This window comes from Streptomyces sp. NPDC046977, from assembly GCF_040644455.1.
Lineage (GTDB): Bacteria > Actinomycetota > Actinomycetes > Streptomycetales > Streptomycetaceae > Actinacidiphila.
The window spans coordinates 162068-185285 of the sequence record NZ_JBEYWO010000020.1 but is presented as its reverse complement, the minus strand read 5'-3'; the positions used below and the strand labels follow the sequence as shown (position 1 = coordinate 185285).

General features: G+C 72.3%; 25 protein-coding genes. 17 read left to right on the top strand and 8 right to left on the bottom strand.

Going from position 1 to position 23218, the window contains the following annotated elements; all coding sequences use genetic code 11:
* The first annotated feature begins 193 nt into the window (after positions 1-193).
* Positions 194-1591, top strand: a complete 1398-nt coding sequence (locus ABZ883_RS27740; RefSeq protein ID WP_360910740.1) for a cellulose binding domain-containing protein — start codon at positions 194-196, stop codon at positions 1589-1591.
* Between the two features lie 132 nt (positions 1592-1723).
* Here ABZ883_RS27740 and ABZ883_RS27735 read toward each other — a convergent pair whose 3' ends face one another.
* On the bottom strand, positions 1724-2599 hold the full coding sequence (locus tag ABZ883_RS27735) for an MHYT domain-containing protein (RefSeq protein WP_360910703.1): 876 nt from the start codon (positions 2597-2599) through the stop codon (positions 1724-1726).
* Between the two features lie 394 nt (positions 2600-2993).
* The gene (locus tag ABZ883_RS27730; protein WP_360910701.1) at positions 2994-3941 is read right to left on the bottom strand and encodes a squalene/phytoene synthase family protein; all 948 of its coding nucleotides are present in this window, start codon (positions 3939-3941) and stop codon (positions 2994-2996) included.
* A 305-nt stretch (positions 3942-4246) separates the two neighbouring features.
* On the opposite strand from ABZ883_RS27730, the gene ABZ883_RS27725 reads away from it, so the two are divergent.
* The 8 genes from ABZ883_RS27725 to ABZ883_RS27690 all read left to right on the top strand — a co-directional run bounded on the left by ABZ883_RS27725 (position 4247) and on the right by ABZ883_RS27690 (position 10864).
* Entirely contained in the window at positions 4247-5008 is a 762-nt protein-coding gene (locus ABZ883_RS27725; protein ID WP_360910699.1) for a DeoR/GlpR family DNA-binding transcription regulator, read from the top strand.
* A 116-nt stretch (positions 5009-5124) separates the two neighbouring features.
* Entirely contained in the window at positions 5125-6519 is a 1395-nt protein-coding gene (locus tag ABZ883_RS27720) for a sugar ABC transporter substrate-binding protein (protein WP_360910697.1), read from the top strand.
* A 7-nt stretch (positions 6520-6526) separates the two neighbouring features.
* A complete protein-coding gene (locus ABZ883_RS27715; RefSeq protein WP_360910695.1) occupies positions 6527-7501 on the top strand; it encodes a sugar ABC transporter permease in 975 nt (324 codons plus the stop codon).
* Positions 7498-8349, top strand: coding sequence for a carbohydrate ABC transporter permease (locus ABZ883_RS27710; protein WP_360910693.1), 852 nt, complete (start codon positions 7498-7500; stop codon positions 8347-8349). Before ABZ883_RS27715 ends, ABZ883_RS27710 begins: the two co-directional genes overlap by 4 nt.
* Positions 8346-9335: a zinc-dependent alcohol dehydrogenase family protein gene (locus tag ABZ883_RS27705; RefSeq protein ID WP_360910691.1), complete on the top strand. Its 990-nt coding sequence runs from the start codon at positions 8346-8348 to the stop codon at positions 9333-9335. Before ABZ883_RS27710 ends, ABZ883_RS27705 begins: the two co-directional genes overlap by 4 nt.
* On the top strand, positions 9332-9886 hold the full coding sequence (locus ABZ883_RS27700) for a PfkB family carbohydrate kinase (RefSeq protein ID WP_360910689.1): 555 nt from the start codon (positions 9332-9334) through the stop codon (positions 9884-9886). The genes ABZ883_RS27705 and ABZ883_RS27700 overlap by 4 nt, the downstream gene beginning before the upstream one ends.
* Positions 9790-10308, top strand: a complete 519-nt coding sequence (locus ABZ883_RS27695; protein WP_360910687.1) for a PfkB family carbohydrate kinase — start codon at positions 9790-9792, stop codon at positions 10306-10308. The genes ABZ883_RS27700 and ABZ883_RS27695 overlap by 97 nt, the downstream gene beginning before the upstream one ends.
* Positions 10309-10411: 103 nt before the next feature.
* Positions 10412-10864, top strand: coding sequence for a DUF5990 family protein (locus ABZ883_RS27690; protein ID WP_360910685.1), 453 nt, complete (start codon positions 10412-10414; stop codon positions 10862-10864).
* Between the two features lie 30 nt (positions 10865-10894).
* Here the strand turns inward: ABZ883_RS27690 and ABZ883_RS27685 are convergent, their stop codons facing one another.
* Positions 10895-11056: a hypothetical protein gene (locus tag ABZ883_RS27685; RefSeq protein ID WP_360910683.1), complete on the bottom strand. Its 162-nt coding sequence runs from the start codon at positions 11054-11056 to the stop codon at positions 10895-10897.
* 382 nt (positions 11057-11438) lie between these two features.
* Here ABZ883_RS27685 and ABZ883_RS27680 point away from each other — a divergent pair, with 382 nt between their 5' ends.
* Positions 11439-11690, top strand: coding sequence for a hypothetical protein (locus ABZ883_RS27680; RefSeq protein WP_360910681.1), 252 nt, complete (start codon positions 11439-11441; stop codon positions 11688-11690).
* A gap of 57 nt (positions 11691-11747) precedes the next feature.
* Here the strand turns inward: ABZ883_RS27680 and ABZ883_RS27675 are convergent, their stop codons facing one another.
* Positions 11748-13514 carry an ABC transporter ATP-binding protein gene (locus ABZ883_RS27675; RefSeq protein WP_360910679.1) on the bottom strand — a complete coding sequence of 589 codons (1767 nt, stop codon included), beginning with the start codon at positions 13512-13514 and terminating at the stop codon, positions 11748-11750.
* A 207-nt stretch (positions 13515-13721) separates the two neighbouring features.
* On the opposite strand from ABZ883_RS27675, the gene ABZ883_RS27670 reads away from it, so the two are divergent.
* Both ABZ883_RS27670 and ABZ883_RS27665 read left to right on the top strand, forming a co-directional pair.
* The gene (locus ABZ883_RS27670) at positions 13722-13907 is read left to right on the top strand and encodes a hypothetical protein (RefSeq protein WP_360910677.1); all 186 of its coding nucleotides are present in this window, start codon (positions 13722-13724) and stop codon (positions 13905-13907) included.
* Between the two features lie 21 nt (positions 13908-13928).
* Complete coding sequence (locus ABZ883_RS27665) at positions 13929-14246, top strand: hypothetical protein (RefSeq protein WP_360910675.1); 318 nt, start codon at positions 13929-13931, stop codon at positions 14244-14246.
* On the opposite strand, the gene ABZ883_RS27660 is transcribed toward ABZ883_RS27665, so the two are convergent.
* A complete protein-coding gene (locus ABZ883_RS27660) occupies positions 14229-14714 on the bottom strand; it encodes a DUF1003 domain-containing protein (protein WP_360910673.1) in 486 nt (161 codons plus the stop codon). The genes ABZ883_RS27665 and ABZ883_RS27660 overlap by 18 nt on opposite strands.
* 118 nt (positions 14715-14832) lie before the next feature.
* On the opposite strand from ABZ883_RS27660, the gene ykgO reads away from it, so the two are divergent.
* A complete protein-coding gene (gene ykgO / locus ABZ883_RS27655) occupies positions 14833-14955 on the top strand; it encodes a type B 50S ribosomal protein L36 (RefSeq protein WP_319665974.1) in 123 nt (40 codons plus the stop codon).
* 78 nt (positions 14956-15033) lie between these two features.
* Here the strand turns inward: ykgO and ABZ883_RS27650 are convergent, their stop codons facing one another.
* Positions 15034-17247 carry a SpoIIE family protein phosphatase gene (locus tag ABZ883_RS27650; protein WP_360910738.1) on the bottom strand — a complete coding sequence of 738 codons (2214 nt, stop codon included), beginning with the start codon at positions 17245-17247 and terminating at the stop codon, positions 15034-15036.
* Between the two features lie 316 nt (positions 17248-17563).
* On the opposite strand from ABZ883_RS27650, the gene ABZ883_RS27645 reads away from it, so the two are divergent.
* Positions 17564-18409: a chitosanase gene (locus ABZ883_RS27645; protein WP_360910736.1), complete on the top strand. Its 846-nt coding sequence runs from the start codon at positions 17564-17566 to the stop codon at positions 18407-18409.
* Positions 18410-18504: 95 nt separating this feature from the next.
* Here ABZ883_RS27645 and ABZ883_RS27640 read toward each other — a convergent pair whose 3' ends face one another.
* Entirely contained in the window at positions 18505-18873 is a 369-nt protein-coding gene (locus ABZ883_RS27640) for an antibiotic biosynthesis monooxygenase family protein (protein ID WP_360910671.1), read from the bottom strand.
* On the bottom strand, positions 18866-20137 hold the full coding sequence (locus ABZ883_RS27635; protein WP_360910669.1) for a cytochrome P450: 1272 nt from the start codon (positions 20135-20137) through the stop codon (positions 18866-18868). Before ABZ883_RS27635 ends, ABZ883_RS27640 begins: the two co-directional genes overlap by 8 nt.
* A gap of 288 nt (positions 20138-20425) precedes the next feature.
* Between ABZ883_RS27635 and ABZ883_RS27630 the strand changes: the two genes are divergently transcribed.
* From ABZ883_RS27630 to ABZ883_RS27620, 3 genes are all read left to right on the top strand, one after another.
* The gene (locus ABZ883_RS27630) at positions 20426-21829 is read left to right on the top strand and encodes an OFA family MFS transporter (protein ID WP_360910667.1); all 1404 of its coding nucleotides are present in this window, start codon (positions 20426-20428) and stop codon (positions 21827-21829) included.
* Positions 21826-21969 carry a hypothetical protein gene (locus ABZ883_RS27625; protein WP_360910665.1) on the top strand — a complete coding sequence of 48 codons (144 nt, stop codon included), beginning with the start codon at positions 21826-21828 and terminating at the stop codon, positions 21967-21969. The genes ABZ883_RS27630 and ABZ883_RS27625 overlap by 4 nt, the downstream gene beginning before the upstream one ends.
* Before the next feature lie 143 nt (positions 21970-22112).
* Positions 22113-23087: a GNAT family N-acetyltransferase gene (locus tag ABZ883_RS27620; RefSeq protein ID WP_360910663.1), complete on the top strand. Its 975-nt coding sequence runs from the start codon at positions 22113-22115 to the stop codon at positions 23085-23087.
* Positions 23088-23218 lie beyond the last annotated feature (131 nt).

Genomic DNA, 23218 nt, shown 5'->3' with positions numbered 1-23218 from the left:
GACAGGGAGCCCGATTTCCCTTGCCCGCCGGCCTCTTGACCCCCCATCAGGTCTATGCCATTTTCCCTTACCAGTGGAAGACCAGTTGCCAAGTGGTAAGCCCCACGCGCTCCACCGACTGGAAGGGATCACCATGTCAGGAACGTCCCGCACCACCGGCCCGCGCCGCGGATCCGCCCGGATCCGCACGGCCATGGCCGTCTGCGCCGCGGCCGGTCTGGCCTGTGCCGGGCTGACCGCCCTGCCCGCGTCCGCCGCGGTGGGCACCCTCAGCGCCCAGTACCGCACGAGCGCCTCGGGGGCGACCGCCGACCAGGCAGAGCCCTGGTTCGAGATCACCAACACCGGGAGCACCGGCGTCCCGCTCAGCGAGGTGACGCTGCGCTACTACTTCAAGGCCGACAGCTCCTCGACCGCGTACCGCTTCGCCTGCTCCTGGGCGGTCAAGGGCTGCTCCAACATCACCGGCACGTTCGGCACGCTCGCCAACCCCACCGCGACCGCCGACCGCTACCTGGAGATCGGCTTCACCTCCGGCGCCGGCACGCTCGCCCCGGGCCAGAACACCGGCGACATGCAGTTGCGCTTCTACCGCGCGGACTGGCAGCGGCTGACGCAGTCCGACGACTACTCCTTCAGCGGTACGCAGACCGCGTACGCGGACTGGAGCAAGGTCACCCTCCAGCGCGGCGGCTCGGTCGTCTGGGGCACCGCCCCGGCCGGCAACGACCCGACCGATCCCCCCACCGACCCGCCGACGAATCCGCCGACCGACCCGAACGCGCCCGCGCTCTTCGACGACTTCCGCTACGCCTCCAGCAGCGACGCGGCGCTGCAGAGCCACGGCTGGACCGTCAAGTCCGGCCAGGGCGGCCCGGGCGTGCCCGGCGCGACCTGGTCCCCGCAGGACGTCACCTTCGTCGCGGGCACCGGCAGCGACAAGGTCATGAATCTCCGGCTCACCACCGACGGCACCGCCGCCGGCACCAAGGAGACCGAGATCCAGACCAGTGCCCGCAAGTTCCGCAACGGCACCTACGCGGCGCGGGTCCGCTTCGACGACACGGCGGCCGGCGGCCCGGACGGGGACCACATCGTCCAGACGTTCTTCGCCTTCACCCCGCTGAACGCGCCCATGGACCCCAACTACAGCGAGCAGGACTTCGAGTACCTGCCCAACGGCGGCTGGGGCGAGCCGAGCAACATCATGTACACGACGTCCTGGGAGACCTACAACCCGGACCCGTGGAACGCCGTCAACACGCACTCGGAGAACCGCGCCGGCTACGACGGCTGGCACGACCTCCAGGTGACCATCGACAACAACGCCATCACCTACTCCATCGACGGCCAGGTCTTCGGCACGCACGGCGAGCCCTACCTGCCCGAGACCAGCCAGTGGATCGACTTCAACCACTGGCTGATCGACCTCACCGGTCAGACCGGCAGCACCGCGCGCTCGTACGACCAGCAGGTCGACTGGGTCCTCTTCGTCAAGGACCAGGTGCTGACCCCGGCTCAGGTCGCCGCCAAGGTCGCCGCCTACCGCTCGGCGGGTACGGCCTTCACCGACACCGTGCCCGGGAGCTGACCCCCGAACCCGCGCCGCCGTCCACCGCCACAGGGGCGTGGTGGACGGCGGCGCGGACCCAAAGGAGCTCTGGACGAACTTTGTTGATTGTTCGTCACGAATTCGCGCGGCCGGCCCGGCGACCGCCCGCCATCAGTCCCTGAATTCCCTTGATTCCCGGGACTCATGGAACGGATTGCTCTGGGAACCGCCGAACGAGCCGTGATTTCCCGGTCCGGAAACGGGCTCCTGATAGGCGGCGGGCGCCGCGGCGGGTGAAACACGGGAGCCATTCCACGACGCGACCCGGAATTCCTCCGCCGGGGCCGCCGGGACCTCCGTGCCGTTCGGCGCCTCCTCGACGGGGCTCATGAGAACGGCGAATGTGATCAGCATGAGTTCGAGGCCGAGTCCGATGATGAGCGGTGCGACGAGGACCAGGCCGGTGACACCGGTGTCGGTGTGGACGCCGGACACATTGTGCACGTTCACGGCCGCCATTCCCGTGTAGTGCATTCCGCTGATCGCGACGGCCATCACCAGGGCCGCGCCGACCGTCGCCCAGGTCCCCTTCACCCTCAGGGTGAACCACAGGGCGGCCGTGGCCGCCACGACGGCGATCACCACGGAGAGCACCACGAGCGAGGTCGTGTAGGCGACCTCGCCCGGGAACAGGAGCGCCTGCATGCCCATGTAGTGCATCGCGGCGACACCGATCCCGGCGCCGACACCGCCGGTGAGCAGCCCGGACCACGACCGCCGCACTCCGGCGACGAACATCCCGAGGCCGACGATCACGATGGCGACCAGCAGGCTGACGATGGTCAGCGGCACGTCGTAGCGGAACTCCACGCCGTCGACGGCGAAGCCGAGCATGGCGATGAAGTGCATTCCCCAGATGCCCGACCCGAGGGTCAGCGCCCCGGCGGCGAGCCACGACCAGCCCCGGGCCACTCCCCGGGCGTGGAAACGGGCCGCGCAGGCGAGGCCGAGTCCGGAGCCCACTGCCGCCATGAGGTAGGCCAGCACGGGATACAAGGAATGCGAATAGAGATGCTGATGCTGCCCCACGAAGGAAACTCCCCACCTGGCATGGACGGAACGCGCTGTACCGGGAAAGGAAAGGGGGGTGCGGACCATGCATCGCCCGGCACCTGTGCCACACACCTCGCCGGCGTACCGCCCGCAAATTCCTCATCGGTACCCGCGACGGCGTCCTTGCCGTTCCACGGGACACGGGCACGGCGACTCCCCCGTCGCCCGACCACCGATGCTTGAACCTTATATTAAGTCCCTCCAGGTGCCGCACGCCCACGGCACCGGAAACACACCGTTCCCTCGGGGGGAATTCTCACCCACGGAAAACGCACCGGCCGACGACACCCACGAGCGTCCGGGCACTCGCCGCGGGGCCCCGGGCCGCTCAGACGCCCGGGGAGCGGCGCAGCGTGCTCGCGTACGCGCCGGCGAGGGTGCCCAGCGCGGCGGCGACCGGGCGCCGGGCCGGCCCCTGGAGCAGCGCGGCCCCGGCGCGTTCCGCCGCGCGCAGCCGGTGGCCCTGGAGGGCGATCAAGGCGCGCGTCATGGGCCGGTGCGGCGCGGGGACGAGGTCGATCAGGGGCCGGGCGTCGGCGAGGCCGTGCCGGGTGGTCGCGGCGACCTCGCGTACGAGCCCCGCGAAGTCGCCCGCCGGCGCGCCGCGTTCGAGGCCGTCGCGGGTCAGTCCGTGGCGGGCGAGGGCGTCCTCGGGGATGCCGAGGCGGCCGGCGCGCAGGTCCTCGGCGACGTCCTCCAGGAAGTCCAGGCGCTGGGCGGCCTCGACGAAGGTGCGGCAGGCGGCGCGGTAGCCGTCGTATCCGGTGGCCGGCGCCAGCAGGCGGGCGACGAGCAGGAAGGCGGGCAGGGAGTACGCGTCGACGTAGGCCTGGAAGTCGGCCTCGGCGGCGAAGCCGCGCCATCCGGCGTCGGCCGGGGCGGCGACGAGGTACTCGGCAACGACGTCTCCGAGCTCGGGCCGCCGCGCGACGGTGTGGGCGAGGGCCCGCAGCAGCCGGTCACCGTCCCCGTCACCACCGGCGCCGCCACCGTCGCCGCCGTCCGTCAGGGCGGCGCGCACGCGGCGCTCCCAGGCCGTGTACGCCGCGCGGGCCGCCCCGCCGTCGGCGTCCTGGTCGAGCAGGTTGTCCGTGTGGTGCATGAACGCGGTGGCGGCGACCACGTCGGGGACGAGTCCGGCCGGCAGCAGGAGCCGGACCCCGGTGAAGGTGGCGCGGTCGAAGCGGGTGACCAAGCGGCGCTGGGCGGTGTAGGCCTCGCGCAGCGCCGGGTCGGCGATGCCGGCACGGTCCAGGGTGTGCCGCCAGGTGGTCATCGTTCCGCCGCTCCGTTCGTCCGGCCACGGGAGCCCCGGCGACGAGTCAAACGCAGAAAAACCGGCAAACTCACTGCCCGGATGCCGCCGGACACCCTCTGAGCTGGGATTCACCGTACCGGGAAACGGGCGGATCCGGGCACAGTCTTCCCTGGTACGGGCTGACCGGCCCGCCCCCCGCGGCGGTATAAATCTCGGGCGGGCCCAAACGGGCGCCCGGTGCCCGAAGTTGCCCGAACGGCCGCGGGGTGCCGGCGAACGGCGCGCCCGACCGGCGGGAGCGGCGGACCAGGGAGGTGCGAGTCATGCGGGGCGACGAACGGCAGCACCGGATCCTGGCCCTGGTGCGGCAGTCCGGCCAGGTGGAGGTCACCGCGCTGGCCTCGGACTTCAAGGTCGCGCCGGAGACCATCCGCCGCGACCTGAGCGAACTGGAGCGCAGGGGACTGGTCCGCCGCACCCACGGCGGCGCCTACCCCGTGGAGAGCGCGGGCTTCGAGACCGACCTGGCCCGGCGCGAGACCCATCAGGTGGAGAGCAAGCGCCGGATAGCCGCGGCCGCGGTGAAGCTGCTCGGCGAGGCCGAGACGGTCTTCGTCGACGAGGGCTACACGCAGCAGTTGCTGGCGGCCCTGCTCCCCACCGACCGGCCGCTGACGGTGGTGACCGCCTCGCTCCCGACCGCGGCGGCGGTCGCCCAGTCCTCCGAGACCACCGTGCTGCTGCTCGGGGGCCGGGTACGGGGCCGCACCCTGGCCACCGTCGGCTCCTGGGCGACCCAGATGCTGTCCTCGTTCGTCATCGACCTGGCGATCATGGGCGCCAACGGCATCTCCCGCGACTTCGGACTCACCACCCCCGACCCCGTCGTCGCGGACGTCAAGGCCCAGGCGGTGCGCTCCGCGCGGCGCCGCGTGCTGGTCGGGATCCACACGAAGTTCGGTGTGTCGAGCTTCTGCCGGTTCGCCGAGATCGGCGATTTCGAGACCGTCGTGACCGACACGGGCCTGCCGGCCGCGGAGGCCCACCGATACTCCCTGCTCGGACCCAGCGTCATCCGCGTCTGACCACCGTCCCCTCCCCCCAGCCCGTGTGCGAGCCGCCGCGGGCCGGCCCGGCACACCCTCGCGCGCCCCCGAACCGGCGCGCGCCACCGGGACCTCTCCAGAGAAAGGCTTCCTCGATGCGTGCCCACGACCCCCGAACGACCCGGCCGCGCCCCGCCGTTGCACGTGCCGTCCCCCGCCTCACCGCCGTCGCGGCGTGCGCCGCCCTGCTGGCCACCGGCTGCGCCGGCGCGGGAGGCGGCAGCGACGACGCCGGCGGCGGCTCGGTGAACGTCCTGATGGTCAACAATCCGCAGATGCTGGACCTGCAGAAGCTGACCGCCTCCGACTTCACCCAGAGCACCGGTATCAAGGTCAACTTCACCGTGCTGCCCGAGAACGACGTCCGGGACAAGATCAGCCAGGAGTTCTCCAGCCAGGCGGGCACCTACGACGTCGCCTCCATCAGCAACTACGAGGCGCCGATCTACGGCAAGAACGGCTGGCTGGCACCCCTGGACGACACCGTCGCCAAGGACCCGGACTTCGACCAGGCCGACATCCTGCCCTCCATGAAGGAGAGCCTGACCGGCGCCGACGGCAAGCTGTACGCCGAGCCCTTCTACGGCGAGTCCTCGTTCCTGATGTACCGCAAGGACGTACTGGAGTCCGAGGGGCTCACGATGCCCGACCACCCCACCTGGCAGCAGGTCGCGGACCTCGCGGCGAAGGCGGACGGGGCCAGGCCCGGCATGAAGGGCATCTGCCTGCGCGGCCTGCCCGGCTGGGGCGAGGTGATGGCGCCGCTCACGACGGTGGTCAACACCTTCGGCGGCACGTGGTTCACCAAGGACTGGCAGGCGCAGGTGAACGCGCCCGCCTTCAAGCAGGCGACGACGTTCTATGTCGACCTGGTCCGCGCGCACGGCGAGGCGGGCGCCCCGCAGGCCGGGTTCGCCGAGTGCCTTGGCGCCTTCCAGCAGGGCAAGACGGCCATGTGGTACGACGCGACCTCGGCGGCCGGCATCCTCGACAGCGCCGACTCCCCCGTCGCCGGAAAGGTCGGCTACGCGCCCGCCCCCGTGGTGAACACCAGGAACTCCGGCTGGCTGTACACCTGGGCGTGGGGCATCCAGAAGGCGAGCAAGCGCCAGGACGACGCCGCGCGATTCGTCGCGTGGGCCTCGGGCAAGGGGTACGAGGAGCTGGTCGGCAAGAAGCTCGGCTGGGCCCGGGTCCCGGCCGGCAAGCGCACCTCGACGTACGGGAACGCCGACTACCTCAAGGTCGCGGGCCCGTTCGCCAAGGCCACGGAGGAGGCCATCGCGGGCGCCGATCCGCGCGACCCCGGCACTCAGCCCCGGCCGACCCTGGGCATCCAGTTCGTCGACATCCCGGAGTTCCCCGACCTGGGCACCAAGGTCTCCCAGGAGATCGCCTCCGCCATCGCCGGACGCACCTCGGTGGACGCCGCGCTGGACAAGTCCCAGCAGCTGGCCGAGAAGGTCGCGGCGCAGTACCGGAACGGGTGATTCGGACATGACCGGTACATCCAGCACCTTCACCCGCAAGGCACGCGGCCGGGCGCCGGCCCGGCCGGTGGCCGCCCGGCCGCCCGTCCCGGGGCGCGCCGCGGCCTGGGCGCGCCGCGCGCCGCTCGTGCCGGCCCTGGTCTTCATGGTGATCGTCACCCAACTGCCCTTCGTGGCGACGCTGGTGATCTCCTTCATGAACTGGAACGCGCTCTACCCCGACCGCCGCGGCTTCACGGGGCTCGGCAACTACGCCGATGTGTTCGCCGACGCCGACCTGCGCTCCTCCGTGCTGACCACGGTGTGGCTGACGGCCGCCGTCGTCCTGGTCAGCCTGCTGCTCGGACTGCTGCTCGCCCTGCTGCTCGACCGCCGCTTCCGCGGCCGCGGGCTGGTGCGCACCCTGCTGATCGCGCCCTTCCTGCTGGTTCCCGTGGCGTCCGCGCTGCTGTGGAAGCACGCGCTCTACAACCCGGAGTACGGGCTGTTCAACGGCGCGCTGACCTGGCTGGGGAAGCAGGCGGGCAGCGACAGCCCGCCGCAGCCCGACTGGATCACCTCCATGCCGCTGGGCGCGATCACCGCCTCGCTGGTGTGGCAGTGGACCCCGTTCATGATGCTGATCCTGCTCGCCGGGCTGCAGAGCCGTTCGACGGAGGTGGTGGAGGCGGCCCGGGTGGACGGCGCGAACGCCTGGCAGGTCTTCCGCCACCTCACCCTGCCGCACCTGCGGCGCTACCTCGAACTGGCCGCCCTGCTCGGCTCGATCTACGTCGTGCAGAACTTCGACGCGGTCTTCACCCTCACCTCGGGCGGCCTCGGCACCGCCAACCTGCCCTACACGATCTACGAGTCCTTCTACAAGGCGCACGACTACGGCCGGGCGTCGGCCGCCGGCGTGGTCGTGGTCGCCGGGACCATCGTCGTCGCCACCCTCGCCCTGCGCCTGGTGTCGACGCTGCTGAAGGAGGAGTCCTCATGAGTGCCGCCGCCGGACGGCGGCCCGCCGGACGGCGTCCCGGCCCCCTGTGGGGGCTGGGCGCCTGGGCCGCCGGGCTGCTCTTCGTCCTGCCGATCGCCTGGATGGTGCTGACCTCCCTGCACCACGAGACGGACGCCGCGACGAACCCGCCCTCGCTGGGGGCGGGGCTCACCCTGGACGGCTACCGCGAGTTCTTCGGGGCGTCCACCGGGGCAAGCCCGTGGCCCGCGCTGATCAACTCGCTGACCGCGAGCCTGGTCTCCACCCTGCTGGTACTCGCGCTGGCCGTGCCCGCGGCGTACGCGCTGTCGATCCGGCCCGTGCGCAAGTGGTCCGACGTGCTGTTCTTCTTCCTGTCGACGAAGATGCTGCCCGCCGTGGCCGGTCTGCTGCCCGTCTACCTCGTGGCGCAGAACCTGGGCCTGCTGGACAACATCTGGCTGATGGTCCTGCTCTACACCTCGATGAACCTGCCGATCGCGGTGTGGATGATGCGGTCCTTCCTCTCGGAGATCCCGCCGGCGATCCTGGAGGCCGCCGCGATCGACGGCGCCGGGCTCCCGACCGTCTTCCGCCGTGTGCTCCTCCCGCTCTCCGCGCCGGGCATCGCCGCGACCTCGCTGATCTGCTTCATCTTCAGCTGGAACGAGATGCTCTTCGCGCGGGTGCTGACCGGCGTGCGCTCGGTGACCGCGCCCGTCTTCCTCACCTCCTTCGTCACCAGCCAGGGACTCTTCCTCGCCAAGGTCTGCGCCGCGGCCGTCGTGGTGTCCCTGCCCGTCCTTGTCGCCGGATTCGCCGCCCAGGACCGTCTGGTCCAGGGCCTGTCCCTGGGAGCCGTCAAGTGAAGGCAGTGGTCATCGCCGAACCCGGCAGGATCGAGCTCACCACCGTCGAGGACCCGGCCCCCGGGCCGCGGGACGTGGTCGTCGCCGTGGCGGCGTGCGGGCTGTGCGGCACCGATCTGCACATCCTCCAGGGCGAGTTCGCGCCCACGCTGCCGATCGTTCCGGGGCACGAGTTCGCCGGCGAGGTGGTCGCGGTGGGGACGGCCGTCACCGAGGTGGCGGTCGGCGCGCGGGTCGCGGTCGATCCCTCGCTGCACTGCGGCGAATGCCACTACTGCCGCCAGGGCCGGGGCAACCTGTGCGAGCGCTGGGCCGCGATCGGCGTCACCGAGCCGGGCGGCGCCGCGGAGTTCGCGGTGGCGCCGGTCGCCAACTGCGCCGTCCTGCCCGAGCATGTGGCGACCGCGGACGCGGCGCTGATCGAGCCCCTGTCCTGCGCGGTGCGCGGCTACGACGTGCTGCGCGGCCGACTGGGCGCCCATGTGCTGATCTACGGCTCGGGCACGATGGGCCTGATGATGCTGGAACTGGCCAAGCGCACCGGGGCCGCGAGCGTCGACGTCGTGGACATCAACCCCGAACGGCTCGCCACGGCGCGGTTGCTGGGCTGCGACCACGCCACCGCGTCGGCGGACGCGATCACGCGTCCGCGCGGCTGGGACGTGGTGATCGACGCCACCGGCAACGCCGCCGCCATCCAGGACGGCCTGGGGCGGGTCGGCAGGGGCGGCACCTTCCTCCAGTTCGGCGTCGCGGACTACGCCGCCCGCGCCGTCATCGAGCCGTACCGGATCTACAACCAGGAGATCACCATCACCGGCTCGATGGCCGTACTGCACAGCTACGAGCGGGCCGCCGAACTGTTCGCGGCCGGGGTGCTGGACCCCGGCGTGTTCATCAGCGACCGCTTCCCGCTGAGCGGCTACGCGCAGGCCGTCGAGCGCTTCTCGGCGGGCCTGGGCCGCAAGATCCTGGTGCAGCCGTGACCGCGCCCGCTCCTGCGGGCAGCACGGCCGCCGCCACGCTCGTCGTGGGCGAGGCGCTGGCGGACGTGGTGGTGGACGCCGACGGCGAGCGCGCCCATCCCGGCGGCAGCCCCGCCAACACCGCACTGGGCCTGGCCCGCCTCGGCCACCGCGTGGAACTCGCCACGCGGTTCGGCCGGGACGCGTACGGCGAGCTGCTGCGGCAGCACCTCACCCGTTCCGGTGTCGTCCTGGCCCCGGGGTCGGTGTCGGACGGTCCCACCTCCACGGCGCGCGCCTTCCTCGACGAACACGGCAGCGCCGCCTACCGGTTCGACATCGCCTGGGACCCGGCGCCGCTCCGGCCGCCGGCGGTCCCCGGACATGTCCACACCGGTTCCGTCGCCACCGCCCTGGAGCCGGGCGCCTCCCGGTCCTCGCGCTCGCCGAGGCGGCCCGGACCGCGGGCCACACCGTGTCGTACGACCCGAACCTCCGTCCGGCGCTGCTCGGGCCGCCGGAGGCCGAACGGCCGCGTGCGGAGCGGCTGGTGGCCCTCTCGGACGTGGTGAAGGCGAGCGAGGAGGACCTCGCCTGGCTCTGCCCCGGCCGCGCGCCGGAGGACGTCGCCGCGGACTGGGCGCGCCGGGGGCCCTGCCTGGTCGTCGTGACCCGGGGCGCGGGCGGGGCAGAGGCCTTCTGCCCGCCGGACCGCCGGCACCGTGTGCCCGGGCGCCGCGTTCCGGTGGCGGACACGATCGGCGCGGGGGACGCCTTCATGGCGGGGCTGCTCTCGGGGTTGCTCGCCGCGGGCCTGCTCGGTGACCGGGCCGGACGGCTGCGGCTGTGCGCGGCGACCCGCGGCGGCCCCGCGTTCCGGGACGTGGCGGCCGCGCTCGCCCTGGCGGCGCGGGTGGCCGAGCTGACGTGCGCGCGCCGGGGTGCCGATCCGCCGTTCCTGGCGGAGGTGGCAGGGACCGCCGCCGTAGGATGACCGGGCCGGCCCACTCCCGTGCAGAAGGCGAGCGAGACGATGCGATCCTGCGCAGACGGCGCGCCGAGCAGGCCCGTTCTCCCGGTGGCGGGGTAGCGGCGCCGTGCGGATCCGGATCGAGGGCCACGACCTGCCCGGGCGCACGCAGAGGTGCGGCCCGGAGGGCTCGGTGTACACGGACGTCCATGTCGCCGTCCAGCGCCGCAACCGCCCCGGGGAGCTGCTGGACCTCCAGCCGGCGGACGCCGCGACGGTCACGTGGACGCTCGACTGCGTCGCCGCCCCGGCAGCCGGGGGCACGGACGTCAAGGGTCCCTATGTGCAGGGTGGGCCCGGTGGGCGGTTCGTCTATCTGTCGTGGGGTGCGGTGGAAGCCGCGGGCGGCTTCACGATGTTCCGCCGGGCCAAGCTGATGCTGGGCGCCGTCGACCCGGAGGTGCTGGCGGCGGCGGCCGGGTCGGGCCTGCTGGTGGGCAGCCTCGGCCTCACCGACGGCGGAGGTCACCCTCTGTGCGCCGCCGTGCGGCCGCCGCGCATCGTCTGGTCGGCCGGATAGACGGTCACGGCCGGCTCAAGGGGGCGAGGCTCAGTCCTCGCCGCGGACGATGTTCCAGTCCGTGCTGTTCTCCTGGTCCCGCTCCAAGGTGTCGGCGCGCTTGCCGGTCTTCACAACGGCCGGCCGGCAGGTGCGTATCTGCTGGTCACGCGGTATTCGGGTACTGATGGGGTGGCCGTTCCTGTTGTCCACGGTCCGGTGCCTCCTCGGTTCCTCTCGAATGTCGACATACCCACTTGAATAGTACATACACGAACAACCTCAGCCCCGTGCGGGCACGCTGCGTCACGGCCTACCGCCCGCGGTGACACCGGCGCGCCCGGCTCCGGACGGGATCACGGAGGGCGACGCCCGCCACAACCGCGTCTGCCCCGCCCCTCGGGACGGAAACCGGCCCCGGCCCGGGAGCGGAAGGCCACGAGTGGCCGACAGTCATCGGTTCCAGAAATCCCCTTGTTCCAGCAAATTGAGTGCCATATCGGGCGCGCCGCCACGGCCACCGGGTCGCGGGGGCCGAGGCTTGCCCTGTCCAACCCCGCGGATGCCCCGGCACCCGCTGAGACAGGAGGTCACCATGCGTCTTCCCCGCTTCGCCACCGCGGTCGGCGTGGCCGTCGTCGTCGTCCTGGGCGGTGCCGCCTCCGCCGGTGCCACCACCCCGGAACTGGCCGGCACGCACGCCTCGCACTCCTCGCACGACGGCCACGGGCGGCACGGGCACCACGCCCGTCACCACCTGCGCCACCTGCCGAAGTGGCACGGTCACCGCCACCAGCGCGACAACCACCGCCACCACTCGTTCGCCAAGCACCACCACCACCGCTGATCCCCGGCGGACCGCCCTGAGGCGGCGGCGGGCACCAGGCCGGTGCCCGCCGCCGCCTCAGGCCGTCTGGGCGCTGCGCAGCGCCGCGTACGAGCCGCCTGAGCGCAGCAGTTGGTCGTGCGTCCCGGTCTCGGTGATCCGGCCGTCCTCCATGACGACGATCCGGTCGGCGTTCCTGATCGTGGACAGCCGGTGCGCGACGACGAACACCGTCCTGTTGCGCACCAGCCGCTCCAGGGCCTGCTGCACCAGTGCCTCGGACCGTGAGTCGAGGGCCGAGGTCGCCTCGTCCAGCACGAGGACACGGGGGTCCCGGATGAGGGCGCGGGCGATCGCCAGCCGCTGCTTCTGCCCGCCCGACAGACGGGCCCCGCGCTCCCCGACGATCGTGTCGAGACCGGCGGGCAGCCGCTCCACGAACTCCATCGCGTTGGCGGCCCGCAGCGCCTCCCGCACGGTCTCCTCCGCCACGCCCGGCATGCCGTAGGCCACGTTGTCGCGGATGGTGCCCTCGAAGAGGATCGACTCCTGCGGCACCACCGACACGAAGCGTCGGTAACTGCGCAGGTCCAGGGACTCCATGTCGGCCCCGTCGAGGAGGATGCGGCCCTCGGCCGGCCGTAGGAAGCCGATGACGAGGCTGAGCACGGTCGACTTGCCCGCGCCCGAGGCACCCACCAGCGCGATGGTCTCCCCGGGCCGCACCGAGAGCGTGAAGTCCCGTACGGAATGGCGTCCGGCGTCCTCGTAGACATGGCCGACGCCCTGGAAGTCGATCCGGCCGCGGACCGCCGCCACCTCGGTCTTGCCCGCGTTCTGCTCCAGGTCGGGGGCCTGGAGCACCTCGCCGGCCGAACGCACCGACTCCAGGCCCTTGCTGACCACCGGGGTGAGGCTGAGCAGCGTGGTCACGGCGGCCGTGAGCGAGGAGAAGTACGTGGTGAGCATGACGACGTCGCCGGGGGTCACACCGAGCCAGCCGTGGTACGCGGCCAGGGCGGAGCCGAGCAGGCAGCACGTGCCCAGGACGTTGAGGATGATCCAGGCGAGCGAGCCGAAGCGGCCGTTGAGCCGGTCCAGTCGCAGTCCGGCGGTGAGCACCTGGCTGAGCGTGCCGTCGACCCGCCGCAGCGCCGTGGACTCCAGCCCGTGCGCGCGCGTGATGGGGATCAGGGTCGTCATCTCGGTGACCCGGGACGACAGTTGCTCGACCTCCTGGCGGAACGACTCGTTGGACTCGCGCAGCCGGCCGCGCAGCCACATCACCAGGGCGGAGGTCGCGGGCACCACGACCAGGAAGACCGGCAGGAAGGACGGGGTCTGCACGGCGATGACGACGAGCGCCCCGCCGAGGGTGGCCAGGGCCGACAGGCCCATGTCGCCGGTCTGCTGCACGGCCTGCTCGATCGCCTCGACGTCCCGGATCACCTTGGTCTGCAGCACCGCGGAGTTGACCCGCGCGTGGTAGCCGATGGACAGCTGCTGCATCCGCTGGCACAGCGCCGAGCGCAGTCGCATGCCGGTCCGCCGCGCGCTGCCGTACCAGCAGCGGACATAGAGCAGGTGGAAGGGGTAGTTGAGCAGGAGCATCACCAGCAGCACCGCGGTGCCGAGCATCATGCCGGACAGCGGGCGGTGCTGCACGATGACGTCGATGACCTGAGCGGTGACCAGCGGGGTCAGCCAGATCGGCGTGTGCTTGACCATGAAGGCCAGGACCGCCACGGTGAGCCGGCCGCGGTCGTGGCGGAAGAGGTAGGCGAGGGTGCGGATCGGGTGTTCACCGCGGTAGCGGTGGTCGAGCGGGCCGTGCGGCGACGCCATACGGGGACTCCGGGAGCACGTGGGTGCGGGGGATGAGACGGCGCTGGCTCATCGTCCGGTCAACGCGGGATCTTAGGGTGCGCGCGTTGGCACGGTCACGGTGCGGAGCACCGGCTGTCCGGTCCCGGCCGACTGGAGGCGTCCTCCGGGGGAAGCCGGAGAGGGACAGGGCGCGATGTGGCGCCCGAAACCCCTGGGGAGTCAGCCATGTTGGCCGTCATCGCGACCGTCGTCTTCGCGGTCGCCTTCGTCATCAACGCCACCGGGACGGACACCGACGCGGTGTTCGCGCCGACGAGCCTGCTGCTGGTAGGGCTCGCGCTGGTCGCCGCCCACCTCGGTGGACTGGGCAGCGGTGCCCGCTGGTCCGGTTACCGCGGCCGGCGGCGCTGAGAGCGCGGAGGGGAGAGCACGATGACCGACCGCCGTGAGGAACCCGCTCCGGAGAAGGACGGCCCGCACCGGCCCGGCTTCTCCAGCCCCGGCTTCTCCACGTCCACGGGCGGGGAGGAGGCGGGGCATGTGCCGCCGGCCCCGCAGGTCCCGGAGTACGAGGTGCCGGAGCCCGAACTGCCGGACGCGGAGGGCCCCGGCCACGCATCGCCCGCGTTCGGCTCCCCGGGCTTCGAGTCCCCCGGCTTCTCCAGCCCCGACTTCAGCAGCCCCGGCCCGCTAGGCGGCGACAACGGCGACGGCGGCGCTGACAGGGACGACTCAGGCGGAGGGCTTTGAGGCCTCGTCGGCCATCCGGGCACGGCACTCGGCGATGACCCGCTGCGCGTCCCGCTCGATCTCGGCGGGGTCGAGCCCGAGCGCCCGCCCTATGTGCGTCGACCAGACCTCCGAGCGCACATTGGTCTCGAAGTCCAGGTCCGCACGGATGCTGTCGCGCGCGGCCTGCCGGTTCTGGCTCACCATCACGAAGGTCGACAGGAAGATCGCCTCCAGGCTGACGACCATCGTGAGCAGCCCGAAAGGGAACCGGTCGAAGACGGCGGCCGGGCCGAGGGCCCCCTCGTTCGCGAGGATCCAGCCCGCGAACCAGACCACGTGCACGTAGACGAAGCCCATCGACCCGGCGAAGCGGGTGATCACGTCCGCGACCCGGTCCTGGAGCCCGCGGCCGCGGGCGAGGAGGGCCTGCTCGTGCGACAGGGCGCTGATCACGTGCGGCAAGGGGCCGGTGCGGTGGGACGTCATGGGCACATCCTGCCCCGGCCGTCACGGCCGGCTGCGCACCGGGTACCGCGACGGGAAGAAGCCGGACCCCTCATGCGTTGACATGCTCGTATCTCTCGCGACAACGGAAGGAGTCACCGTGAAGGTCCGTGCCTCACTGCGCTCCCTGAAGAAGGCTCCCGGCTCGCAGATCGTCCGCCGCCGCGGGCGGGTCTTCGTGATCAACAAGAGGGACCCGCGCTTCAAGGCCCGCCAGGGCTGAGCCGCCGCTCCGGGAACGGGCGCCGCGGGCCGTCGCAGGACGGCGCGGCGCCCGTCCGCGTGTCCGGACGGGGACGGATCACACGACGGGCGCTCGCGCGCGCAGCAGGAGCAGGACGACGTCGTCCGTCCGGCCGCGCAGCCCGGCGGTGTGCGCGAGCAGGCCGTCGGCGACCTCCTCCAGCGACAGGTGCCCGGTGAGGGCGAGGTGCTCGGCGAGGTCGGCGAGCGCGTCGTCGATGTCGGTGCCCGGCGCCTCGACCAGGCCGTCGGTGTAGAGGGCGAGCACCGAGCCCGGCGGGAAGGGGACCTCGGTGGTGGGGTAGCACGCGTCGGACTCCACCCCCAGCAGCGGCCCGCCGGCGAGGTCGAGCACGCTGACCCGGCCGTCCGGTTCGCGCAGCAGCGGGTGCGGGTGTCCGGCCCGGGCCACGAGGGCGCGCCGTCCGGGTATGTCCAGGTGGAGGTGCACACAGCTCGCGAACAGCCCCGCGTCCAGGTCGACCAGCAGCCGGTTGGTGGACTCCATGACCTGGCCGGGCGACTGACCGGCCGCGCTGTAGGCCCGTACCGCGGTGCGCACCTGGCCCATCAGCCCTGCCGCCTTGACGTTGTGTCCCTCGACGTCGCCGACGACCGCGGCCACCCGGTCGCCGACGCGGGTCATGTCGTAGAAGTCGCCCCCGATGTCCATGCCCTCGGTGCCCGGCAGGTAGCGGGCCGCGACCTCCAGGCCGTGCGGCGAGGGGAGGGTGTGCGGCAGCAGGGCGGCCTGCAGCCCGTGGGCGAGGCGGTGCTTGATGTCGTACAGCCGCGCGCGCTCGGCCGCCTGCGCGATCAGGCCGCCGAGCGCGGTCAGTACGGCGCGCTCGTCGGCGGAGAAGGTGTGCGGCTCTGGGTAGCCCAGCACGCAGGAGCCCACCGCCCGCCCCGAGGCGATCAGCGGCAGGAACGCCCACGAGGCCATGCCGTCGCTGACGGCCGGCCGGTCCGGGTAGAGCTGCGCCAGCCGCTCCGCCGACTCCACGAAGGACGGCGTCCCGCGCACCAGCACCTGCACACTCGCGGTCGGCGCGGACAGCGGCAGCCCCTCGAAGTGGTCGAGCATCCGCGGGTCCGGGTAGCCGCGGTGTCCCAGCACCCGCATCCGTCCGCCCTCCGAGGCCAGCAGGGCGACCGTCCTGCCGCCGATGGCGGGCATGATCTCGCCCGCCAGCAGGTCCACGACGTCCTGCACTCCGGCCGCCCGGGTCAGCGCGACCGCGAGGTTCAGCACATGGGAGATGGTCACCAGCCGCGCCGCGCCACGCGGTCCGGGCTCCGGGGATCCTCCGTGGCCGCCGTCCGCACTGTGCGCACTGTGCTCATCGTGGTGACTGTGGTCGTTGTGGTGGCTGTCGACGGCGGGCGCGCCGGCCGAGGCGGTCGGGGCGGGCGCGACCCGCACGGTGACGCCGTCGGTGCCGGGGTGCAGGCAGAAGCGGAGCCAGTCGTTCGGTGGGCGCAGGGCGACGAACGACATGGCCCGCTGGCTGATCAGCGCACCGCGGAAGCGGTCCTCGTACGCCGGGTCGTTGAGCCACGGCATCGCGGTCCACAACCGGGCGCTGACCAGCGCCTTGACGGGCACGCCGAGGAGGGTCGCGGCGGCGGTGTTGGCGTAGGTGACACGGCCGTGGACGTCGAGCGCGCACAGCCCGTCCGGCAGCCGGGCGACCATGTGCTCGGCATGGACGAGGGGTGACGCGGCGGTGCGCGGGGCGGCCTCGGCTGCCTCCGCGGTGCCGGGCTCGCGGCGCACCGGCCGCCCGGCCACGGCCTCGCGCTCCAGGCGCAGGGCCAGCCGCCGGCAGGCCGAGGTGAGCAGGTCGCGTTCCAGCCCGCCGAGTTCCGGCGGGTGCGAAGCGGCCAGAACGAGGAAGACCGCGCCGTAGGGGGTCTCGTCGGTGGCGACCGGCAGCGCCGCCATGGTGTACGGGTACGGCAGCACCAGCGCGATCCGCGGGTAGACGCGCGCCATCTCGCTCTCACCGCCGATCCAGACCAGGCGGCGCTCGCGCAGGGCGTCGGCCACGGGAAGCCGCGAGGCGAGCCCCACACGTTCCCACGGCGCGGCGAAGGCGCGCGGCAGTCCCGCGCCGACCGCCATCTCCAGGACCGGCGCGTCGGGCGCGAGCAAGTAGACCGCGCCGGCGTGGGCGTGGACGTCGTCCATCATCGAGGCCAGGGCGAGGGAGAGCAGCGCACCACCGGCCGTCCCGCCGCTGTCCGGATACGGCAGCCCGGGAGGCATCCCGTCGGGCACGGGCACCACCTCCTCCGGCTCTATCGCTCCAGCCTGCATCCGGGCGGCGCGCCGCGCATGCGGGCGGCGGGCTGACCAGCGCGGATCCCGGCGGCCCGGATGCCCCGGACGCCCGGCTGCGGGCTCAACTGCCGTACGGCGTCGCACAGATGGCATGCCGCGTTTTTGTTCCATCCTCTTGGCGTTCGAAGGAAGCGATGCTTCAATGTGGCGCTGTTAGGAAGGTTTCCTAACTTCTGACCCTTCGGAGACCCCCGTGCAGATCCCCCCACACCGTCATGCACGCACTCTCAACGGCAGGCGCCTGGCGCTCGGCGCGACCGCCGCCCTCTCGGCGGGCGTGCTCGCCGTGGGCGTCGGCTCGCTCGCGTCCGCCGCTCCCGCCCCCGCCACCGCTCCCGCGACCGCGCACGCCGCCGCGGCGGCCAAGGTCGCGGCGACCGGCCTCGACGACCCCCACAAGAAGGACATCGCGATGCAGCTGGTGTCCAGCGCCGAGAACTCCTCGCTGGACTGGAAGGCCCAGTACAAGTACATCGAGGACATCGGCGACGGACGCGGCTACACCGCGGGCATCATCGGCTTCTGCTCCGGCACCGGCGACATGCTCGACCTGGTCCAGCTCTACACCGACCGCAAGCCGGGCAATGTCCTCGCCCGCTACCTCCCGGCGCTCCGCAACGTCAACGGCACCGACTCGCACAGCGGCCTCGGCTCCGGGTTCGAGAGCGCCTGGCGGACCGCCGCCGCCGACACGGCCTTCCAGCAGGCCCAGAACGACGAGCGGGACCGGGTCTACTTCAACCCCTCGGTCCAGCAGGCCAAGGCCGACGGGCTCCGCGCGCTCGGCCAGTTCGCGTACTACGACGCGATAGTGATGCACGGCCCCGGCGACGACAAGGTCAGCTTCGGCGGCATCCGCAGGACCGCCCTGTCCAAGGCCAAGAGCCCGGCGCAGGGCGGCGACGAGAAGGCGTACATCAACGCCTTCCTCGACGCCCGCAAGGCGGCCATGAAGACCGAGGAGGCGCACAGCGACACCTCCCGCGTCGACACCGAGCAGCGCGTCTTCCTCAACAACGGCAACTTCGACCTCAACCCTCCGCTGAAGTGGAAGGTCTACGGGGACAGCTACACCATCAACCAGTGATCCCCGCGCACCACAGGACCGGGCCGGCCCCCTCGCACGGGGGGCCGGCCCGGTCCGCGCCGGCGCCCGTGGCGGCGCCGGTGCCGTCCCGCGGGTCAGGCCACGCAGACGCCCGGGACCGCGAGCCGCTCGTACAGGTGCGGGAGGGCCACCGTGCCGTCCGGGTAGCGCTCGGCGGCGTCGCCGAACTCGGGGCTGGTCAGCGCCGCGTGCAGATGCCCGGCGGACTCCCAGACCGCGATGTTCATCAGCGCGCGGCTACCCCCGACGCCCTTGTGCATCTGGGCGGAGATGAAGCCGGGCTGGCGCTTGAAGTACGCGGAGTCCTCGGTCCAGGCGGCCAGCACCTCCGCCATCTTGCCGTCCGGCGCCACGATGGTGTTGACCAGGACCACCGGCCCGGTCTCCTCCAGCAGCTGCTTGGGGTAGGGGGACGTCTCGTCGACGTCGGCGAGCTCAATCACGGCTGTTCCTGTCGTCGGGGAGCGGTGAGGGGTCGAGCGTCACGGGGAGTTCCGCCAGTCCGCGGAACGCGGGGAAGGGCACGGCCAGCCAGCGCGCCTCCTGCGGCGGCGTGACGGGCGCGACGTGCGGGAAGCGGCCGAAGAGCGTGGCCAGGGCGATCCGCGTCTCCAGCCGGGCCAGCGGAGCCCCGACGCAGTAGTGCGGCCCGTGCCCGAACGCCAGGTGGGAGCCGGCGTCGGCGCGGGTGACGGCGAAGCGGTCGGGTTCCCCGAAGGCCGCGGGGTCGCGGTTCGCGGAGGCGAGCGCGATCTGCACGAGCGCCCCCTTGGGGACGAGGGTGCCGCGGATCTCCACGTCCTCGGCGGCGTAGCGGAACGTGGCGTTCTCCACCGAGCCCTCGAAGCGCAGCACTTCCTCGACGGCCCGCGGCCAGAGCTCCGGGTCGCGCAGGACCGCGGCCGACTGGTCCGGGTGGGCCAGCAGGTGGTGGACGGCGTTGCCGATCAGGTAGGCGGTCGTCTTGTGTCCGGCGAAGAGCAGCACCCAGGCCGTCGAGACGAGTTCGTGGTCGGTCAGCGCCCCGCCCTCGTCCTGCGCCCGGACCAGCGCGCTCATCAGGTCCTCGCCCGGGTGCGCGCGCTTGCGCGCGACCAGCTCCACCAGGTAGTCGCGCAGCGCCCCCTCGGCCTCCTCCAGCGCCTTCCTGGCCTCGGGGCCGAAGCCGGTCTGCGCGACGGTGGCCGACCAGTGCCGGGCCTGCTCGCGCTCGGACTCGGGGACGCCGAGCAGTTCGCAGATCACGTTGAGCGGCAGCGGGAAGGCGAACCGCGGAAGCAGGTCGACGGGCTCCCGTGCCGGGCACCGGTCCAGCAGTTCGTCGGCGATGCGCTGGATGCGGGGGCGCAGCGCCGCCACGCGGCGCGGGGTGAAGGCGCTGTTGACGATCCGGCGCAGGCGGGTGTGCTTGGGCGGGTCGGAGAAGAGCATGTTGTCGTCGAGCGCGACGGAGGAGTCCCCGAAGATCCGCTGGTAGGCGTCCATCGCGCCGTACATGTCCTTGCTCAGCCGCGGGTCGGCCAGTGCCGCGCGGGCGTCGTCGTACCGGGTGATCAGGTACGTCTCCACACCGTGCGGGGGCCGCATCGGGCACACCGGTGCGGCCTGCCGCAGCGCGGCGTACACCGGGTGCGGGTCGACGCGGAACTCCGGTCGCCCCTCGGCGACGGCGGCCGCCGAGTCACCGGGGGTGGCTGCGTGGGTCATGGCTGGTCCTGACATTCGGGCTGCCGTCGGTCACTGCGGCACGTCGCGTCCGCCGGGTGCTCGGCGGACGCATCTTCGGAAACGCCACTTCGGCCATCGTAGGAAGACTCCCCGGGGTCCAAATCCGGGAGGAGCCAAATGGATGACGCACGCGAGCGGACCCCTCACGCCACCTCCGCCTCCCCCGTCACTTCCGTATCGGCGACGGGCACTTCGGAAAAGGCCCTACCCAGCGATGAGTGAAAGTTGTACGGTCCACGGGGCCACGTGTCGCCAGGGAGGTATGTCATGGCCCCGCCAGCATTAACCGCTGTACCCGCTGTGCTCAGTCGCGCCCGCACCACAGCCCCGCCCGGCTGGAGCCGGTGGCTCGTGCCGCCCGCGGCGCTCTCCATCCACCTCGCGATCGGCCAGGCCTACGCCTGGAGCGTGTTCAAGCCACCGCTGGAGGGCGCCCTCCACCTCAGCGGCACGCAGTCGGCGCTCCCCTTCCAGCTGGCGATCGTCATGCTGGGGCTGTCCGCGGCCTTCGGCGGCACCCTCGTCGAGCGCAACGGCCCGCGCTGGGCGATGTGCGTGTCCGCGCTCTGCTTCTCCTCCGGCTTCCTCATCTCCGCGCTCGGCGCCGCGACCAGCCAGTACTGGCTGATCGTGCTCGGGTACGGCTTCGTCGGCGGGATCGGCCTCGGCATCGGCTACATATCCCCGGTCTCCACCCTCATCAAGTGGTTCCCCGACCGCCCCGGACTGGCCACCGGCATCGCCATCATGGGCTTCGGCGGCGGCGCCCTGATCGCGTCGCCCTGGTCGACCCAGATGTTGTCGTCCTTCGGCACCGACACGTCCGGCATCGCCCAGACCTTCCTGGTGATGGGCCTGGTCTACGCCGTCTTCATGTCGTTCGGCGTGCTGCTGGTACGTGTACCGGCCGACGACTGGAAGCCGTCCGGCCTGCCCCCCGCCACCGAGTCGGCGCGCCCCCTGGTCACGACCGCCCAGGTGTCGGCCCGCACGGCGCTGCGCACGCCGCAGTTCTGGTGCCTGTGGGTCGTGCTCTGCATGAACGTGACGGCGGGCATCGGCATCCTGGAGAAGGCCGCGCCGATGATCACCGACTTCTTCGCGGACACCTCGACGCCGGTCGCGGCCACGGCCGCCGCGGGCTTCGTCGGCGTCCTGTCGCTCGGCAACATGCTCGGCCGGATCACCTGGTCGGCCACCTCCGACCTCGTCGGGCGAAAGAACATCTACCGCGTGTACCTCGGCGTGGGCGCCCTGCTCTATCTGCTGATCGCGCTCGTCGGCGACTCGTCCAAGCCGCTGTTCATCCTGGCGGCCGCGGTCATCCTGTCCTTCTACGGGGGCGGGTTCGCGACGATCCCGGCCTACCTGAAGGACCTCTTCGGCACGTACCAGGTCGGCGCCATCCACGGGCGGCTGCTCACCGCGTGGTCCACCGCCGGCGTGCTCGGGCCGCTGATCGTGAACGCGATCGCCGACCACGAGAAGTCGGCCGGGCGCACCGGCCCGGACCTCTACACGACGTCCTTCGTCATCATGATGGTCCTGCTGGTCATCGGCTTCGTCGCCAACGAACTCGTACGTCCCGTCAACGCCCGTCACCACGACGGCCCGTCGCAGACACCGGCCGTCGAGGCGGCCGGGCCCGAGTCGGAAGGAGCCGTCCGATGACCGAACCGTCCACGCCGGCCGGTACGGAAACGCCGGACCGCCGTCCCCTGATGGCGCTCGCCTGGCTGTGGGTGGGCGCGCCCTTCGCCTACGGGGTCTACGAACTGGCCCTCAAACTCAAGCAGTTGTTCGGCGGCTGAGGCGCGGCGGGCCGGAGCCCGCGGGCGCGCTCCTCCGCCCGCGGGCACGCCCGCCTCCCCGACCACTTCGCCGCCCGCGGGCGCGGGCGGCGGTGACGGAAACCGGGACGACATCGTGATCCAGTGCCCCCTAGGGTCGGCCCATGACCGTTGACCTCGCGCATCTCACCCGCCGTCCGATCGCCCCGGCGGACGCCGCCACCCTGGCCGAGCTGCTCAACGCCATCGAGGCAGTCGACACTTTCGGTGAGTACTACTCCGAGGAGGATGCCGCCGACCAGATCAACGCCCCGCTGCTCGACCTCGACCGCGGCACGGTCGGTGTCTTCGACGGCGACACCATGGTCGGCTACTCCTCCGCGGCGCACAGGCCGCTCGCCGAAGGGATCCACCGGGTGACGGTCAGCGGAGGCGTGCACCCGGACCACCGGCGCCGGGGACTCGGCGCGGAGCTGCTGTCCGCCGGGATCGCGAGTGCGAAGGCGCTGCATGCGATCCATCACCCCGTCCTGCCGCTTGCCGTCGACGTCCAGAACAACGCGCGCAACGCCGGCGCGCTCGCCTGCTACCAGGCCGCGGGCATGACGCCCGTGCGCTGGTACTCGCACCTGCGGCATCCGCTCGGAGCCGCCGTCGCCGACGTGCCGACGCCCGACGGCCTCGTCCTCGAGGGCTATTGCGCGGACAACGACGCCGATTTCCTCGCCGTCAGGAACGACGCCTACCTCGACCGCTGGGCCGCGATCCCGACGTCGGAGGACCAGTGGCGCGCGTCGCTCGGCTGGCGGGCCTTCCGTCCCGGCATCAGCTTCCTGCTGCGCGATGCGGACAACGGCACCGCTGTCGGCATGCTGCTGACCTTTTCGTGGGACGCGGACACCGAGGCGACCGGCGTCCGTGACGCGCACATCATGACCCTCGCGACCCGCCGCGCATACCGCAAGCGAGGCGTCGCCGGCGCACTCGTCCGCCACGCGCTGCGCTCCGCACAGGACGAAGGCTTCGACCGGGCGAGCATCGAGGTGGACGCCGACAGCCCGGCCGGCGGACACCGTCTGTACGAGCGGGCCGGATTCACCGTCGCCCGCACCGAGGTCCGTTACACCCTCGGCACGTGAACCCGATTCGGTCGATCAGGGATCGCCGGGTGCACATTCCGCAGCGCGACTCATCGTGAAACGATCAGTAAGCGGCCGTCGAGCGGGGTAACCGGATTCCGAACGAACGCGCGCCCGCACCGTCGAGCGCC